The sequence below is a fragment of the Rhodopirellula halodulae genome (assembly GCF_020966775.1).
Lineage (GTDB): Bacteria > Planctomycetota > Planctomycetia > Pirellulales > Pirellulaceae > Rhodopirellula > Rhodopirellula halodulae.
Window position 1 is genome coordinate 132404 of sequence record NZ_JAJKFV010000002.1, and the last position, 17871, is coordinate 150274.

Consider the following 17871-nt stretch of genomic DNA (forward strand, 5'->3'; position numbering starts at 1 on the left):
CTGTTATGCTGTCTGCCTTCACCTCCACCCTGATTCGATACGCTCAACCGCCGTGTCGAGTCTTCCGTATTCCTTGCTGGCGAACTCACCGCTGCCAATCTTTTTGATCTTCATGGAACCTTCGCGAACAGAACTACTTTCTTTGAACCGAGATCAACTTCGGCAATGGCAATGGGAACGGCTCCAGACAGTCTGGCAAAGCATCCAATCGCAAAATCACCCTCTGTATCAAGACATCTTTGAGCAATCGCCTGAACTGACGGACTGGGACGCTTTTGAGGCGTTGCCTTTCTTGACCAAAACTGACTTACTTGGCGAAACCCGTGACCAGCCATCCAAGCTCTTTACCTTGCCGCGAGGAGACTACACGAGGACGCATCAAACCAGCGGTTCTCGAGGATGGCCAATGCCCATCTTCGACACGCCCGATGATTGGCGATGGTGGTTGGATTGTTGGCAGTACGTGTTGGACGCAGCGGAGGTCACCTCATCGGACACCGCGATGATGGCGTTCTCGTTTGGTCCATTCATTGGGTTTTGGACGGCAAACGATGCCTTGGTCGATCGAGGTTGTTTAGTGGTCCCGGGTGGTGGCTTGTCGTCATTGGCCCGTCTTCAATTGATGCTGGACCGACGATGCACTGTCGTTTGTTGCACGCCGACTTATGCGTTGCATCTCATCTCCGTCGCGAAAGAAAACGGGATTGATCTGCGTGACAGCCCGGTGAGTCGACTGATTGTGGCGGGGGAACCCGGTGGTAGCGTTCCCGATATTCGGCGTGCAATTGAAAAACCGTGGGGAGCTCGTGTGATCGATCACGCGGGTGCGAGCGAGCTAGGTGCGTGGGGTTTCCCAACGGCCGATGATTCGGGTCTGCATGTGATCGAGTCTGAGTTCATCGCCGAGTTCTTTGTGCTGGATGAGGATGGCACCCCGCAGCGACGTGCGAAACCTGGCGAAGCCTCCGAGTTGGTGATGACCAATCTGGCGCGTCTGGGTGGTCCGGTCATTCGGTACCGCACCGGCGACATCGTTCGTCCCGTTTGGCAACATGGTTTGGATTGCGGCTTTGTCAAACTGGATGGTGGTGTGATTGGCCGAGCCGACGACATGCTGGTCATCCGAGGAGTCAACGTGTTTCCAACCAGCATTGAAGCCATCGTCCGACAAATCGCCCCCACGGCAGAATTTCGAATGATCGCAACACGAAAAGATCATTTGGATCAGCTCTCGATTGAGCTGGAACGCGACGATTTGAACGGCGTGAGGGACGAAACGGCAAGTGCCGCCGACCGTCTCAAGGACGCCTTCCGAGAGCGTTTGGCTTTGCGGGTGGAGATCCACGAGGTCGCCGCTAGCTCGCTTCCCAGATCCGAGGGAAAATCCAAGCGTTTTGTCGATCGCCGCGGAGCTGATTCGTAACGATTGTGCGGTTTGGACGAATCAAAATGATTCTCCGCGACATTCTGACGAGATGAGGTCAAAATGGGCTCCTCTCGCCGGTTGAAAACGGCTGAAACATGCTTTTTCGCTTGACGATCACCAGGGCGCAAGTGAACATCGGTCTGTCACGATGGGGGGAACGCTTCGAACCCTGTCGTCCATCATCGACTGACCCCGAGAATCTTATCTATGGCTGAGTCTGCCAAACCGACCAACCGGCTTCCCGCTCACAGTCCCTCCAGTAGCTCCGTCGACAACGAAGAGACTCTGGATGTCCTACAGATTCTCAGTCGCCAACGTTGGCTGATTGCCTTCCTCAGCATCGCGGGCATCGTCGCCGGGATCGCCTACGCACTGAACGCGACCGTTTGGTACGAATCAAATGCCAAGGTCCTGATCAATCAAAAAAGCGCAGGTCTCGGAGGCAACAGCACCGGCACCGACATGGTTGACGAGGACATCCTGGCCAACCACATGGAATTGCTGCAGAGCCGGATGATCGTCGGTGAAGCACTAGACCAAAACGAGCTGCGGGATTTGCCATCGATTCTGGTTCACCTTGACGAAAAAACAGACGCCGTCGACTACGTCATCGACCAACTTTCGATTGTCAAAGGTGGCGACGGCGCAGCGAAAACCGCTCGCAGCCTCAACATCTCGTTCAACCACACTGATCCCGACGACGCCAAGTTGATTTTGACGGCCGTGATGAAACGGTACGAACAATTCATCATCGACCAAGTCGAGCAGGTCATGGGTCGGGCCAACGAGATGGTCAACGAAGCCAAAACCGAAGTCGAAGCCGATTTGATTGCGGCGGAACAAGCTCACCTGAAAGCTCGCCAAGAAGCTCCCTTGTTCTTCCAAGGGGAAGGCAGCAGCAACATTTACCAAGACCGCTACCGACGACTCCAAGACGAACTACTGGATCTCGATATCCAAGAATCAACGGTCAAAACGCGACTGGCTCGAGTGGACGAGACTCTCGAAGAGATGGGTGATTCGACCGATCCAATGGATCAGCTCGACAAACTTGCTTTGATCGACAGCGAGAGTCTTGAGCGATTGGGTGTGTTCGCCGGACTGCAAATGAATTCTGCAAACACAGCCGAATTCAAAGCTGCGATGCCAGCGAAAATGGAAGAGGCGCGTACCCAAATCACTCACCTGCTTCAGCTCAACAGTGAGAAGCAACGATTGTCCTCTGTCTTCGGTCCGGGACACCCCAAGGTCCAAGAACTCGAAAGCGAAATCACTCTGGTCAAAGAATTCTTGCAAGACAAAAAAGATCTCACCGACCCAGGTGAGATGTTCGGCGAGAGTGCCTTGACCCCTGAAGGATTGCTGAAGGCTTATGTTGGCTTCTTAAACCACGACTTGGCCGCACTCGCAGAACGTCGCAAGGAACTGACCTATCTGGCCGCCGACGCGGAAACCAAAGCCAAAGAACTAATTGAATACGAACTGACGGACATGATCCTTCAAAAGAAGATCACGCGTCAGGAAGAGCTGTTCGAAGGTGTCGTTCAACAGCTTCGTGAGCTGGATACGGCGAGCGGACTGACTGGATATCTCTACGAGTTTTTGGCGATTCCGCGGGTGGGTGAAAAATCCTGGCCAAAGCTTCCGCTATGTGCTGCGGGCGGTCTAATGCTCGGATTGTTTTCCGGGCTGTTTCTCGCCGTCGCCAACGACGTCCGCGATGGCCGATTCCGTTCCGCGGCGGAACTCGACGAAGCCATCGGACTGCCAAGCCTGGGACGAGTTGGCAAATTGAACTCGATCAACCAGGGCATCAAGGGCCTGATCGCAACGGAGCTCTCACCTGATGCCGAAGCATTCCGATTGGGACGCACGGTGCTCCTGCCTGATATTCGGAGCGGCAACGTCCAGACGATCGGATTCACCAGCCCCATGCAGGGCGATGGAAAATCGACCGTCGTCTCCAACTTTGCCGTTTCGTTCTCGCAGGTCGGGCTGAAGGTTCTGGTCATCGATGCTGACCTTCGACGCCCCAGTGCTCATCGCTACTTCAGCCTTGGAAAAGAAGACGGCCTGTGCGATGTCCTGGAGGGGCGACTTGAAATTCCAGAAGCCATCAAGACGACGGAAGCTGAAAACGTTTCTGTGATGACGTCGGGTTCATCAAGCCAAACCCCCGCTGAGCTTCTTCAGTCCAATCGATTGGATGAGGTCCTGGCGGTCGTGAAAGATGAGTATGATTTGGTCCTGGTCGACCTTCCGCCTGTGTTGGCGGTTTCCGATCCAGTGGTCGTTCTGCCACGATTGGACGGCGGCATTTTGGTCGTCAAAGTTGCCAATGTGCGACGTGATGAGGTGGTCAACACACTGCGTCGCGTCGGAAGCTCCGGCGGTGAAATGCTGGGCTGCATGCTGAACGCATTTGGAGCGGGCAAGAAGTTTGATTCGGACGGTGGCTACTACGGCTACTACAAGAGCGACTACACGCGCCCCACCTCCGCCACCCCACGGATGTCCGCCCCCAAGGCAGCCACCATCTCCAACAACGGCCAACCCAAGCCAGAGTAATCGTAGAACAGTTGTCGCAACTGTTCCATGAAGCAAGGCTGCGTCGAAAACGCCCCTCGCTGGCGTGATGCCCAAAAGAAAAAGGCCGCGAACAATCCAAGTGTTCGCGGCCTTTCGTTTGCTGAACTAGGTACTCGAACCTACTCTCGAGTGAAGGCAACCAAGATTGAGTCTCCGCTGAAGTAGTTCAGGAACCCATTGAAGAATGCGGGACCAGGTTTTTGCTGCAGCATGACAACGTCGTCAGGCAGAATTCGAAGTCGCTCTTTCGGATCTTTCATCGCACGATCCAGGTCACAACGAATGGTCATCTGACGCCCATCGGGCAACGTACGAAGAACCAATACACGGCTTGGCTCTCGAAGGTAACCGGGAGTTCCACCCGCCAGGACGCTACCATCGCGGCCAAGAGGACCACCTGCTGAACCACTGGCGAGTGCGATTGCCTCGATGATGTCGACGTCCTGGTCACGAGGAAGAGGAACACGTCCTCCGGGGAGCAGGCCACCCGCGATGAAGTATTCGTTGCGACGTGGAATGAACACCACATCGCCTTCTTCCAAGATGACGTCTTGTTGTGTGAAGGGTAGGTTGTCACAGGGGCAACCCGCAAGCGGAATTCGAATCACTCCAGGGTTACACTGACCGCCTTCTCCACCGGAGACGATGCTCTGCAATTGACCACCGCTGATGAAGCTGGTGTTCAAGCCCGCACTCGCACGGATGACATACAATTCACGAGCGGCGTCGGTACCTGGCAATCCACCTGTCGATGCCAGGGCGTGCAACACATCGTTCTCGTAGATCGGCAAATCGATCACTTCGCCCGAACCACGATGAATTTCATCTACGGCTTGCGGTGAGACAAGAGCCACTTGGGTGTTCGGCGTATCTTCTCGAAGAACGACGACACGTTTGACACGCGGGATCAAGAGATCCACCGTCACGCGTTCTTTGCCTTCTTGAACCACTTCTTCTTCAATCAAACGAGCGGTGATGCGTTCGATCGCCTCACTCATCGTCAAACCGTTTACATCAACCCGCCCGATGATGGGCAGCGTCACGCTCCCATCGGCATCGACTTGAATTGGAAGGCCGGTTGCGGGAGCGACCACACTGCCTCGCGGCGGATAGTAACGCTGGTTAACAGCCTGAGTTCGCTGCTGAACTGGTGTCTCGTCTTCGTTTGGTGGGAAAACACCAAAGACGTAAACACTCAAGGTGTCACCGGCCGCAATTCGGTGAGCTGCCGGCTTCGGCTGGCCCAGCGTCGCATATGGCAACGGGCCCAACGCCTCACGCGAGCAAGCAAACAGTTCTGGATCCAGACGATGAGCCGGCACGGCGTGAGCGGCGGACGACACCAAGTGCTGATGACATCCGGTGCTGCCGATCGCGGCCATCGCGAGCATGCCACAGGCGGTCTTCGCCATGCTCTTCATCAGGGTTTCTTTAAAGCGGGTCATTGCTGAGTCCCTTCGCAATGCAAGGAATGTTCGGGTGTTGGAAGTTGCAAAAACGGGAACTCGTCTACTCGGCGAGTTTGACAACGGGCTGAGTCTCAATCATTTCAAAGAAACCAGCGGGCAAAGCGATGGCATTGCCACTCGCGTCTTTGAGCTCGGTACTGGCCTTCAATCCTTCACCGGTGGGCTCAACCATTCGAATGACACCAGTCCGTGCGGAAGCAGGCTTGGCTTCGAAAGAAGGAGCATTCCGGCGAGCAATCAACTCGGGTTCGCGATCGGGCTTGATCGAAGGCTTTTGCTTTGGCTCAGCTTTCGAAGTCGCCTCAGGCCCAATCGTGTTGCCGGCATCAACCGGAAGTTCGCTGACGTCCAAGTCGATGACTTGAGCTTTCTTTGCGGCAGCTTGCAGGTCGCTGAAGGAGGTCTCGATGTCGGTGGTTTCCATGGTTGGCACCGGAATCGGGGCCATCTCGATCATCTCGTCGGAAACCGGCATTCCGATCGCGGGAGTCCCACAAGGAATGCAGGTACCGTCCGCACAAGGTTCTTCGCAACGGGGGAACGGGCACTCGCATGTTTCGAAAATGCGAATGGTGTGCGTGTCCGGGAACTGCTCTGCTCGAGCCGCTCCGTCCTGCCACCCGCTGTAATAGGCGTGACGCTTGTTGTCACAATCCTTCAGAATTTGACCTGGCTTCCAGTATCGCGACGGGGCAACCGCCGGCGGGCAGGTGCTGCCACCGGTGGACACCTCGTAGAAGCCGTCAATCCAACCACACTTGTAGTCGTGTGGGTAGCAGGATGAATCAGGATTGCCGCATTTCATGTACTGAACGATCGCGCGAGCCGACTGGGTGTGCTCGTAGCAGCAATCATCCAACGACGCACAACCGCCGAAGGGGACCATCAACAGCATGGTCGCCAAGAATTTCCGTTTCATTTTCATACTCGCACCGTGGCTCGTTTGAGACCCGTAGATGGGGATCGCCTACCGGTGTTTTCGGAAAGTCAAGCAATTCCGCACGGAGGAAAGGCAGGAAACCGGGACAAGTTCCCATCCCCCCACCCTGCGAGTTTCAAAACCGTCGCGACCGCAACAGCCGTCAAAGTTTGCCCAGGCGGTTCGCTAGGTTTGCAGACGCTGCTCGCAACCCGCCACGCAACAGAGTTTTGCCGTCGTTGCGTCACGACTTAGACCCCGCAGCGTCAGCAAAGAAGTGCATACGTCGCAGCAATCTTCGTTGTCAAAAAGCTGACAAGCAGGATGGCCCTGCCGTTGACCCTCCACGCACTTCTCATCGCAGCAAATAAACGCGTCCCAGATTAAACTGGACGCCCAAGCCTTGTGCCGCGCAAACACACTCTGCATTCGCAAGATGCTCCAGGAACAAGTCCCAATGACAACCTGCGGCCGTGCATCAGTCTCAGCAAAATCATTTGCTCGGTCACGGGCGTTCAGCCGAAGGAAAAGGCAACGTCAAAGTTGGCAATGAGCGTGATTCGGTTCGCTTTGACATCTGCGGCTCTTTTCTTCCTTCCACTTTCAACCTTCACCTGCACATGCTCAGCCCCGAAATCTCGTTTTGGATCATGCTGACCGTTTCGCTTGGCTTCGCAGGGTGGTTCGGATGGCAGCACGGAAAGAAATACGCCTTGGGCGCTGGCTTGGCCGCTTCTTTGCTGGCGGGCACTTGGTTTGACATCACGGTGCTGAACACACGCATCAATGTCACGATGGCGACTGCGATCGTGCTTCTCGTTGTCTATTGCACACACTCATGGCGAGAAATCTTTCGCCACCTCGGCCTGCTCGACTACCTCATTGGCGCGATCACGATCTGGCACATCATCGTCGACACTTACCACGGCGAACAGCCACTCGCCGTCGCCGCCCAGGCCTACGGCCAATGGATGCTTCCCTATGCCGCCGGCCGCTATGCCTTCCTGCACCGCAACTCATTACTCAAACTCGGACCAGTCTTCGCGATTGCTGGCGCGATCATTTCTCTACTCTGCGTCGCTGAAGCCTGTTCTGGAACCAACATCTGGGAAACCGCCTTTGCTCCACGCGATGAGCTGGTCAATTTTAACGGTCGGGTTCGATACGGGATTGCCTATCGAGCATGCGGTCCCACACGACATGCAATCTTCCTGAGCAACATGCTACTCACGCTCATCCCGTTTGCCATTTTGATGACGCAGCGAGAAATCAATTGGTTTCCAAAACTCGGAAAGCGGAACCGTCTACCCGGCCTCGCAATCGTTGCCATCTTAACCGCAGGAATCGCCTCGTCCTTGTCGCGAGGCCCGTTAATCACACTCTACGTGGCAGGCTGCCTTTCGATCGCATGGCTCTACCGCCCTGCTGCGTGGACATTGCTTGGAGCTAGTCTGATCGCGGCGATTCTTGTCGCGGCGAATTGGAACGAATTCATTCGATTGATAGAATCGAACGAACAAGACCGCAAGCGAGCCTCCGTTCTGGTCGTTGACGATGAAGACGAAGCCATCATCTACACGGGAACCAGAAACCGCCTTGTGATCTTACAGGTCTACGTTCCAATCTTCCTTGAGGGTGGCCCGCTAGGTTACGGAACGACAGCCAGCACCGGCTTCCCACCGAAAGACCTTCCAGGGCTTCCCACTGCGCCCAAAGTCCGAAAACGCCTAGGCATCGTCGACAACGCCTTCCTCAATAACGGCCTGCGTTTTGGCTGGGTTGGATTGGTTTTGTTCGCAGGGCTGTTCGTTCTCGCAACGTCAACGGCACTCCACCTCGCACGTCGAGCCAGCACCTATTTCTTCCCGCTAGATCAACGCTACTTCATCGCCGTCGCCATGCTTTCCATCGCGTTCCTGTTCGAGATCGCCACTGTGTTTTGGTCTTACGACTACGCGACTTGGATGCTGCTCGGATTTGGTACGGTCTCCGGACTGCTATCACAAGTGAAGCGTCCTGACTTCGCAGTTTGATCGTTTCTTCAACCGAACCCTCGCGATCGCGTCGCGAGCACATCCGGATGCAGCTCCGCGAGAATTCAACTCCACGACATTCCGAGTCTCAGACACGGAGAGCTTCCGTCGCAAATCCTTAACAGTTTGCTGCTTCTGGTTCGAGCCCAATCGTTTCCCCAAGGTGCTTCCCAAAGCATGGTTCTGGCTTGTTCGCCCTGGACCAAGAGTCGCTTCAACCGCATGCCTTCACCTGCAAATTCCTTAGAAACTGTTTTGAGCGAGCCCCTGATCAACTTGGAACAACGAGGGTTGCAAATGGCCCCGAAGATTACCGTCGTCGACTGTGCCCTTGAATTCTGAGCTGCGTTCCGCGAAGCGATCCCAGGAACGCGTTAACAACGCTATTGAGTCTACAAAACGGCCAACGCACCGAAAAAGATACCCAAGAGCGTTCACCCGATAGTAAAAGGCGACCTTCAAGAACTTTAGCAGGCAGAAACGAAGGATGATGCGAAAAAGGCATTCGGCGAGCTTTTTGGAACGACGAGACGAAGTACGCTTAACCGAGCAACTGTGTGAAGAAGAAAAGCGACGTGCTACTGCCTTTCCCTGCTTGAAAACTACCTTCGTCTAGTAACTCTTGGCCAACGACGATTCGACTTTTTCTGGCAGGCTGCCACTGCCCCCGAAAAAACGGTCCATCCGGGAATCCTGTGGGTCGGTTAAAATTCTCGGCAAAGGAGAGCACCGATGCAGGAAACCGAATTTTACCAGCAAATTCTCGGACTCAAGCAACCTTGGTTCGTGGCTGATGTCAAACTTGATCCCGAGGCCCAGCAAGTTGACGTGTACGTCGAGCATCCTGAAGGAACCTCATTTTGCTGTCCCGAATGCGGCAAAGCCTGCTCGGTCTACGATCACACGAAGTCGCGTCGCTGGCGACACCTGGACACCATGCAATTCCGCACCGTCCTTCACGCTCAACCGTCTCGCGTGAATTGCCCTGAGCACGGCGTCAGACAGGCGACGTTGCCTTGGGCTGAGAAGAGCAGTCGCTTCACTATCTTATTTGATCGCTTTGCGATCGATGTGTTGCTCGCCACGCAAACCGTCCTAGGAGCCCAAGGCATCTTGAAAACAAGCTGGGACGAGACCTGGCACATTCTCAAAAGAGCAGCCGCTCGCTGGCAAGCTCGCAAATCGGCAAAACCGATGCCGCGAATTGTTATCGATGAAAAGGCCTTCCGCAAAGGGCAAAACTATATCACGTTAATTTACGACCTCGATCGCAGCACCGTAGAAGCGATTTCCGATGGCAACGATACCGAGAGCGGAAACGCCTGTTTTTCGCAGCTTTCGCAGGAACAGCGTGACTCTGTAGAAGCCATCGCGATGGACATGAGTGCCGCGTTGGTCCGAAGCGCCAAGCAGAACATTCCACTGGCGGAGCACAAGATCGTGCACGATCGTTTTCACATCATGAAGCTGGCAAGCGAAGCGGTCGACAAGGTGCGTCGCGGCGAACACCGACAACTGAAGAGTCAAGGCGATGATCGCTTGACGGGAACTCGCTATCTCTGGCTCCCGGGGCAAGAGAACCTGACCGACGGCCAGCGAGAACGATTCGACCGGGTCTACAAGCAAGAGTTGGAGACGGGAAAGGCTTGGGCCTACAAGGAAATGCTTCGCGACCTGTGGCACCATGAGGACGTGGGGTCAGCAACGCTCTTCTTCCAGGACTGGTACCGGCGAGTGATTCACACCAAGCTGACTCCGCTGAAGAAGGTCGCCCGCACCATCAAGGAACGTCTCGCCAACGTCGTGAGCTACTGCGCTCATGGAATCACCAACGCGGTGGCCAAGGGAATCAACAGCAAGATCATGTCAATCAAACGACGCGTCGGTGGCTACCGAAACCGAGAAAACTTCAAAACCGCGATCTATTTCTACTGCGGTGGGCTGGATCCCTACCCACAATAAACCCGGTTAAACCAAAAAAACACGCACAATGAAGGAGCCCTAATAAGCTGTTGAGTGCTTCGACACTTGTGCCAAATCTTCGTTGAACTAAAATTGGCGGTGATACAAGCGATTTGACCTCAGCTTTTCATTTGCCAGCATTCCATGAAATCGCCGCCGACGGCCATCCCGAATCTTTGGCACCGCTGCATAATAAGCAGTCGGCATGCTTTGATGAAGAGTGGCTTTCGGCACCGACTAGTCACACTACGGCACCGGAACCTGACATCAAACGATGTATTTCTGAGCTCGTACCCGAAGTCAGGCAACACGTGGCTTCGTCACTTAATCACATATGTAGTGACTCAAGAGTCCGTTCCTTGGCGAGGTGGCGTTGATGGCGTCTCCAGATTAGTGGGGCGTCACCGGTTACTTCCGGAGGTCGCCGCTGGCGGAGGAAGGTTAATCAAGACACACGAACCGCATCGCGCGAGCTATCGACGCGCGGTTTTATTGGTACGTGACGGTCGTGACGTCGCAGTTTCCGAATACTACTTTCAAAAAACCTACACCCCTTACTTTTACAAGTACGGCAACTCGTTCGAACGATTCTTGAATTTATTCTTGAAAGGCAAGACAAACGGGTATCGAGCTTGGCACTACCACACGTCAACTTGGCTTGATGCGACTGCGGATCGACAGAATGACATCCTCGTCTTGCCATTCGAGCGTTTGAAGAGCGAGCCCCATGAGTCGCTTCGAAGCGTCGTCGATCACATAGGACTCGAGGCCGATGACTCTTTGATTCGAGACGCAATTGCCGATTGCAGTTTAGAATCGATGAAGCAGAAAGAAGATAAGTACTGGAAAGATCGTGGTGAATCCAGCAAAAACTTTGTTCGTTCAGGCAGCTTTGGTGGATGGCGGAAACACTTCACGCCAGAGTTAGAAGAAGCATTCTGGAAAACCGCAGGCTCGACCATGGAACGACTTGGTTACGAGAGGGTTCGCCTGAGCCAATGAAACTAGAATGTGTTGCGTGATGGCGAAAATTCAGATTCCGTGTGCTAAGACCTTTTGGAGTTCTCTATCTTGACGAAGGGCTGTCCTTTGACTTCCGAAACGAGGCCTCCAATATCTGTCGCGGTCGTGCTACCAGGACCACGCAACGGCATGACGCTCATGACTGAGCGAATTGTTCGTGAGATGCAAAGACAATTCTCACTGCGTGTGTTTGACATTGGAAAGAACGGTCGCCCTCGCGGCCGAAGATGGCAGCTTAAAAAGCTGATTCGCAGCGTTTTCTCTGCCCTTCGAATCTTTAGCTGGAAACGACGGGGACAGGAGCGATTGTACCTCGTACTCAACTCCGCGTCTGGACTCATCTACAATCTCGCTCAAGTGATTGCTGGTCGCGGCAGAGGATTTGAAATGGTGGTCCACCATCATGTGTGGTCTTATCTTTCCAAACGTGATTGGCGAATGGACCTGATCATTCGGTTTTTAGGAGACAATGCTGTACACGTCGTTGCCTGCCCGGAAATGGCATCCGCACTGGAGAAGGTTTACGCTCGTCGCCTGAGGTTTGCCTATGTGACACCAGGAATCGTCGGATTGCCAGAGCAAAGCGAACCCGACAATGCACCAAACACGGGAGGACGTGCTTTCCGGCTTGGCATGCTCAGCAATCTAACAATCGAAAAGGGTTTGGGCGATGCAATTGAAACGTTTGCGGAGCTAAGACGACGCGACCGTGATGTCGAGTTAATACTTGCCGGCCCCGCGGCTGAACCGGAAGCTAGGCGGAGAATCGCCGATGCACAGCAGAAATATGGCGACCGAATACACGTTCTTGGACCTGTCTACGGTGACGAGAAGACCGCTTTCTATCGAGAAATCGATGCATTCCTATTTCCGACTCGATATCGAAACGAATCCTGGGGGATCGTTTTGAACGAAGCACTGATGGCAGGGGTTCCAGTCATCACGCTCCGCCGAGGTTGTATTGGATACCTTGTCGGAAAGACCGGAGGTACTCTAGCTGCTCACGACAACGATTATGTCGAGACAGCTACATCGCAAATTGAACACTGGATCAAAGAGCCGGCCCAATACGCCAAGGCTACGGGAATGGCGCGGAGTCGGGGCAATGAATTGAGGGAAGAGGCTGAAGCTCAGTTGACTTGCTTCCTTGATGGTTTCCAAACCGGGCATTGGCCTACCCCCATGAGACATGGCTGATGAACAGCCCCAACGCTCAATCCGAGACACGCAAGTACGCAATCTTCGGCTTCTTCGGTGGATTCAATTCAGGCGATGAAGCCATCCTGGAGACCGTGATCCGAAATCTACGCTCGCTTCATCCGAACGCGGACATCGTGGCGATCTGCCCACGAATCCGAAGTGGGTATGCACCGGTCTACGAGTCGATGGGAATTCGCGTTGTTCCGGCAAATGCAGTGAAGCAAGTCCGCCTATTGCTTCGGACGCACCAACTGATTGTTGGCGGCGGCCAAATCATCACCGGCGACCGTTCCTACAAAGGGCTGCTCTACCTCTGGTGGCTACATCGAATTGCTGCGTCCCATGGTCGCAAGCCATACATGGTTGGAATTGGAGTTGAAGGGGTCCAGCGGCGACTTGCGAAGTGGATCGTGAAGAGTTTGACAGGGTACACCGCACGCATCGGATGCCGCGATGAGTATTCGCTAAACATGCTCCGCAGTGCTGGATGCGACGATGGAAAACTTAAGCTAACCGCAGACGTCGTTCTTTCATCCGTGTTCCAAATGGAAAAGATCAAGACCTTGCAAAAGCAAGAGCGTCCAATTGCGATTGGCCTGCACCACAGCCCGGTTCGTACGTATGCGGAACCCGACTTTTACCAAAGCCTGGTGAAGAAAATTCGCCTCGCATTCCCGGAAAGAAGTGTGGTACTTGTATCCAATGACTCTCGAACAAACTTTGACGCTGGCCTGTTAAACCACCTTACAACGTCGATTGATGACCCTCTTGTGGGCTTTCAACACTTCGATTCACTCGAGGACGTGGTCAAGGTGTACGCACATGCATTGTGCGTGGTAAGTGTCAGAATGCATCCGCTAATATTGGCATTGATTCACGAAGTCCCAGTGGTTGGTGTAAAACGAAGCAAAAAGGTCGAACAACTGTCCAGCAGAGTTGGATTCCCCCTCTACTGCCCTTTAAATGAAAGCAATCCTTCAAGCGACAGCGGTGATTTGATTAAATGTATCAAACGAGCGATCCAGCAAGAATCGTTTGAGTTAGGTGAATTGCCCAATCTTGCGAAGATCAATTTCTTAAGTGTCTGAGAAATCAGTGCGTCCTGACCGTCGCCCATCAACCCATCTCGGCTTTGTTCTACCGGAACTGACGTATGCCTCCTAAAGAGTTACAACAACAAGCTACGATTCGCAAGGCAGTGGGACTTGCGCTGGGCGTACTCTTTGTTGCAACGCTGCTTGGTCTCGCAGTTGCTTGGTCCGAAATGTCTCCGACCCGATTTCGACTCGCTCTGATGCTAGTGGGCCCAGCATTCATCACCCTCGCCACGCCAATCTTGATCGCGATGCGGCAACGCCCGTACGACATTTTCCACCCACTCAATTTTGTTGCACTGTCGTTCTTTTTTGGTGTATTTGGACGTGTCCTCTATGTGCTATCTGCGCACTCGGAAGCGGCGCAAGACCTACTGGAGGGACGTCCAATCGAGATGCTTATCCCTGGTGCAATTCTTAGTGCCACGGGTTCAGTTTTGCTTTGCACCGGTTTCGTCGTGGCAGGATCGATTCATGTTCGCATGCGAACGCTAAACCGAATTTTTGAGGGAACGACCTATCGAGGACTTTCGCTCTGGCTTCCGTTTTGGCTTCTCGTTTCACTAGGCGCCACGTACCTATTTCTTCGCGAAACAGGCTTTCAATATGATGGATTTGCATCGCTTTCAGCAAAGCGTCGCATGGTTGTCAATGGAAACGAAACTCCACTTGGCTACCATCGCTTGCTCGCTCAAGGCATTTCACGGATTGTTATGCTAATTCTAATTTCGATGTGGTTTTGGCCGATTCGCCGCAGTATTGGCTTACGACTTTGGATCTTGACATTCAGCCTTTCAGCCGTAGCGTTGCCGTTCATGGCCAGCAGTCGCGTCAATGTATTGCTGGCACTTATCGCCGCCTGCGTTGCGATTAACCGACTGAAGATCATTCAATTTCGAACGCTACTACTGGCAGTTGCTGCATGCGTAGTGATTCTGACTTGCATGCTTGCACTGCGCAGAGAGAATCAACGGGGAATAGACGCGTCAGAGTCAATCGTAAACCTAGGTTTGGAACCGCTGTTCGGGAACAAGAACTTCGCTTGTGTGGTCAAGCTTTCGCATATCTATGACGGAGTCCCGGACTTAATGGAATATAAATATGGCCAATCATACCTTGGCATGTTTTATGCCCCGATCCCTCGTACTCTTTGGGAAGACAAGCCAGCAATACGGATGGGGCGAGAAATCACAGAGAAAATCTACCACCGCGGATTAGACCTCCGAGACAAAGGCGGTGGAACTCCGCCTGGAATGTTCGCCGAGGCAATTATCAATTTCAGCGTGTATTTATTCCCATTGTTTGTGTTCCTGGTTGGCTTACTATTCCGAATACTCGACAATTCACTAAAAGCACTGGCCGACCAAAGTCCAGTTGGAACGGCACTTTATGCTGGAATCATGCCTGGGCTGAGCCTCGAATTGATGTCTGGAGACTTCGTGGCCACCGTTATTCTAACATTGTCTGTATTGGGCATCCTCGTCGCCATCTGCATTCTTAGACGCTTAACTATCAAGCGGCGATATACCTATCTTTCCTACGACGAAACGGAACCTGCACGATAGAGCATTTACGCTTGATCTTTCGGAAGTTTCCAGTGGTTTAGATCACGGCCGAGTAATCGCTCCACTTTTTCGACCTCGGGAGCAAAATGCTCTACTAACTCGCGGCTGAACTCTCGAGAGACGGGCTCGCGTTTCGAAGGACGAAACATCAGCTTGTGCTTTGCCGCACGGGCATAGCGATAGAAAGCTCCGCTGAGCCTGGACTTCAAAAACATCGTCACGTTGCGCACCGGTTTGCTTCGCAACATCCGAGTGACGACAACACTGTTTGATTTCATCGCTGCGTTGTCTTTGGGAAACTCGGATCGCCCATCACTGGGAAGCTCGAGAAACGACAATACGCGTTCGTACTCTGCTTTGGGATCTTGAGCGAAATCGTCGAATAGCAGCACATGTACTTGCGCCGGCGGGATGACTGCGAGGGCGCGCTCTAACTGCGTTCCTAACGCTGCTACGGAAGCGTACTGCAACAGTCTAGGAGACTTGCATCTCGCTGCGATCGATGCTGGATTGCTCCGACGCGACTCCTGCATTCGCCACGCTTTTTCGAAATCCGGTTCGTTTTCCGCTTCATGGAAACACATCTGCATGTGATAGGCATGCGCGACTTCGTCAGGACGCCGCAACATGAATAGGTACCGCATTGACGGGTTATAGGCCAGTGAATCCGGCACCGCACAGTCCGAATATAGGTAGAGTGTCGACCCCTCCCCGACAACAGCGTGCTCGTCGGTCGCAGCCTGAAACAAAGACTCGTAGGCTTGCGTTGTTTCGATTCCTTCACTGCTACGTAACCCAGGCATGTCGGAAGCCCAATAAAAAGGCTCCTTCACGAAGGAAAAGTAAATCTGCGGATGAGTCCGCAGATAGTTCGCAAGGGCCGTCGTACCACTCTTGGGAACGCCCCCGATGATGAAGTTCGGCTTCATAGTAGCTCTTAGGTTTTCGCTTGTTTCTTTCGGTTCAAAATGCGCTTACTCAATTCCAACATGCCCCTGAGATCAGTTGTTGGCGTACACCATATCTTGATTTGCCAGCGGACAATCAACATTGAAATCACATTGCGAGCACAAATCATCAAAGCGGCCATGCAGGCGGCTCCAAACAGTTGATATGTCTGGATGACCCAGGGTGCTGTGAAAACGTAAGCGATCGCCAGAAGTACCGTTGTCACCGTGGTGACGCCCAAACGATTGGTCATTCGCAAGGTCAATCCCGCGCTGCCCGCGCCAACGAAGACGACATTCGCAGCCCCAAGCAAGCACAATGATGTTGCGCCGACCGCGAAATCGGGATCGAACACCGACAGCACCGCATCTCCGAAGAACAGGAAAAGCAAGAATGCGATCAACGCTGGGGGAGTCGCAATGGTTGACGTAGTGCGCAAGAGCCTCTGCAATTGTTTCAGATCACCGGCAGAATACAGTTCGGCGATGAACGTAGGGACGGCGGCGTTGATCAACAAGAGTGGCGCACTGACCAGGGAAATCATTCGCCGTATTGCCCCCCAAGTTCCGACCTCCACATCGGTGCAATAGCGCCCAACCAACAGGGTCTCAAATTCAACCAATCCAAACACCGCCATCTGCGAGATCACGATTTTGGAGCTCTCAGCGAGAAGACTTCGGTACCCCGGCACTCGATGCGGAGACTCGACGGGCGTATCAGCATCTTGAAACGCTTTTCGCAGAACGAACACACCTAGCAACGTGATCAAGAGTGAGATCACGACGTGCACCAAAAGTGCGTCGCGTGCGTCATTGATGCTGGCCCCAAACAGCAACAAGTACAGCATCATGGACACATTGACCAATGGCCCCTCCTGAAGCCCGCCGAAAAAAGCCGCCTGTGAAAACTTTTGAAGTCCGCGGAAGCTCTCAGTGAACATGGTGATCGCGGCTCGTAAGGCGACCCAAGTCAGGATCAATGGCAAGACGGACTGTAGCGAACGGCCCAAGAGTCTGGGGTACCAATGCAGCAACATTGAAAAAACGCATGCACAGAGAACACATGCGATCGCGGACATCGCGAATACCCGCCGAAGCAATGTCCTACGCTCGTCCCGACTGACTCCCTCCTTCCGAGGACTTAATTGACGCAGCAACACGGTGCTGAGCCCGGAACATGTGATGACGGTTCCTAACGAAGTCGCACTGACGGCGATGACATAAAGAGAAATCTCGGAATCGCTGAGGTAACGACAAACCAAGCGATAGTTGTAGAGAACGCAGAAGACGGAAGCGACGCGTCCGATCAAAGCCCAGAGGCTACTGGAGGCCAGTCGGCGGAGGAGGGAATTTGGTTGTTTCGGCGTCGGCATACGCGGTTGCAGATTGGACTGTAGCGGTTGTGTGGAAGAAACGAAACGTTTTGACTCAGGACAGCGCTGGAAACTAGATACGATTCCAATGTCTTCCCAAAGACGGCTCAGCGAGCACCCAACTCGAAAAGTCTAATTGTCGCATCGCAAATTCGACACCTGTGTTTCAATGGATTGCAGTTCAATCATGCCCGGAGAACACCGTTAAATCCCGCCGAAGGCTATCTGCATCCACCTAAACCTGACTGGGAAACAGCCATGTGTCTTCGCA

At 53.6% G+C, this 17871-nt stretch carries 12 protein-coding genes; 8 read left to right on the plus strand and 4 right to left on the minus strand.

Annotated elements, in window-relative coordinates:
• The first annotated feature begins 52 nt into the window (after window positions 1-52).
• Together LOC70_RS01145 and LOC70_RS01150 are read left to right on the plus strand one after the other, a co-directional pair.
• The gene (locus LOC70_RS01145; RefSeq protein ID WP_230251425.1) at window positions 53-1423 is read left to right on the plus strand and encodes a phenylacetate--CoA ligase; all 1371 of its coding nucleotides are present in this window, start codon (window positions 53-55) and stop codon (window positions 1421-1423) included.
• Window positions 1424-1633: 210 nt separating this feature from the next.
• Window positions 1634-3994 carry a polysaccharide biosynthesis tyrosine autokinase gene (locus LOC70_RS01150; RefSeq protein ID WP_230251426.1) on the plus strand — a complete coding sequence of 787 codons (2361 nt, stop codon included), beginning with the start codon at window positions 1634-1636 and terminating at the stop codon, window positions 3992-3994.
• A gap of 140 nt (window positions 3995-4134) precedes the next feature.
• Here LOC70_RS01150 and LOC70_RS01155 read toward each other — a convergent pair whose 3' ends face one another.
• The gene (locus LOC70_RS01155) at window positions 4135-5460 is read right to left on the minus strand and encodes a polysaccharide biosynthesis/export family protein (RefSeq protein ID WP_230251427.1); all 1326 of its coding nucleotides are present in this window, start codon (window positions 5458-5460) and stop codon (window positions 4135-4137) included.
• Window positions 5461-5524: 64 nt separating this feature from the next.
• The gene (locus LOC70_RS01160) at window positions 5525-6409 is read right to left on the minus strand and encodes a hypothetical protein (protein WP_390888975.1); all 885 of its coding nucleotides are present in this window, start codon (window positions 6407-6409) and stop codon (window positions 5525-5527) included.
• A gap of 467 nt (window positions 6410-6876) precedes the next feature.
• Here LOC70_RS01160 and LOC70_RS01165 point away from each other — a divergent pair, with 467 nt between their 5' ends.
• From LOC70_RS01165 to LOC70_RS01190, 6 genes are all read left to right on the plus strand, one after another.
• Entirely contained in the window at window positions 6877-8436 is a 1560-nt protein-coding gene (locus LOC70_RS01165) for an O-antigen ligase family protein (protein WP_230251429.1), read from the plus strand.
• Between the two features lie 732 nt (window positions 8437-9168).
• Complete coding sequence (locus LOC70_RS01170; RefSeq protein ID WP_230251430.1) at window positions 9169-10398, plus strand: ISL3 family transposase; 1230 nt, start codon at window positions 9169-9171, stop codon at window positions 10396-10398.
• Window positions 10399-10611: 213 nt separating this feature from the next.
• Window positions 10612-11400, plus strand: coding sequence for a sulfotransferase domain-containing protein (locus LOC70_RS01175; protein ID WP_230251431.1), 789 nt, complete (start codon window positions 10612-10614; stop codon window positions 11398-11400).
• 159 nt (window positions 11401-11559) lie between these two features.
• Window positions 11560-12618, plus strand: coding sequence for a glycosyltransferase family 4 protein (locus tag LOC70_RS01180; protein ID WP_230251432.1), 1059 nt, complete (start codon window positions 11560-11562; stop codon window positions 12616-12618).
• Window positions 12618-13709, plus strand: a complete 1092-nt coding sequence (locus LOC70_RS01185) for a polysaccharide pyruvyl transferase family protein (protein WP_230251433.1) — start codon at window positions 12618-12620, stop codon at window positions 13707-13709. Before LOC70_RS01180 ends, LOC70_RS01185 begins: the two co-directional genes overlap by 1 nt.
• A gap of 65 nt (window positions 13710-13774) precedes the next feature.
• Window positions 13775-15280, plus strand: a complete 1506-nt coding sequence (locus tag LOC70_RS01190) for an O-antigen polymerase (protein WP_230251434.1) — start codon at window positions 13775-13777, stop codon at window positions 15278-15280.
• Between the two features lie 5 nt (window positions 15281-15285).
• On the opposite strand, the gene LOC70_RS01195 is transcribed toward LOC70_RS01190, so the two are convergent.
• Window positions 15286-16209, minus strand: coding sequence for a sulfotransferase domain-containing protein (locus LOC70_RS01195; protein WP_230251435.1), 924 nt, complete (start codon window positions 16207-16209; stop codon window positions 15286-15288).
• Window positions 16210-16217: 8 nt separating this feature from the next.
• Window positions 16218-16877 (minus strand): lipopolysaccharide biosynthesis protein, encoded by a 660-nt coding sequence (locus LOC70_RS01200; protein WP_230251436.1) that lies wholly within the window; start codon window positions 16875-16877, stop codon window positions 16218-16220.
• Window positions 16878-17871 lie beyond the last annotated feature (994 nt).

Bases quoted from the DNA above. Each gene is read 5' to 3' on its own strand.
- LOC70_RS01195 (WP_230251435.1), bottom strand. From the start codon at position 16,209: ATGAAGCCGAACTTCATCATCGGGGGCGTTCCCAAGAGTGGTACGACG.
- LOC70_RS01155 (WP_230251427.1), bottom strand. From the start codon at position 5,460: ATGACCCGCTTTAAAGAAACCCTGATGAAGAGCATGGCGAAGACCGCC.
- LOC70_RS01160 (WP_390888975.1), bottom strand. From the start codon at position 6,409: ATGAAAATGAAACGGAAATTCTTGGCGACCATGCTGTTGATGGTCCCC.
- LOC70_RS01185 (WP_230251433.1), top strand. From the start codon at position 12,618: ATGAACAGCCCCAACGCTCAATCCGAGACACGCAAGTACGCAATCTTC.
- LOC70_RS01180 (WP_230251432.1), top strand. From the start codon at position 11,560: ATGACTGAGCGAATTGTTCGTGAGATGCAAAGACAATTCTCACTGCGT.
- LOC70_RS01175 (WP_230251431.1), top strand. From the start codon at position 10,612: ATGAAGAGTGGCTTTCGGCACCGACTAGTCACACTACGGCACCGGAAC.
- LOC70_RS01170 (WP_230251430.1), top strand. From the start codon at position 9,169: ATGCAGGAAACCGAATTTTACCAGCAAATTCTCGGACTCAAGCAACCT.
- LOC70_RS01150 (WP_230251426.1), top strand. From the start codon at position 1,634: ATGGCTGAGTCTGCCAAACCGACCAACCGGCTTCCCGCTCACAGTCCC.
- LOC70_RS01190 (WP_230251434.1), top strand. From the start codon at position 13,775: ATGCCTCCTAAAGAGTTACAACAACAAGCTACGATTCGCAAGGCAGTG.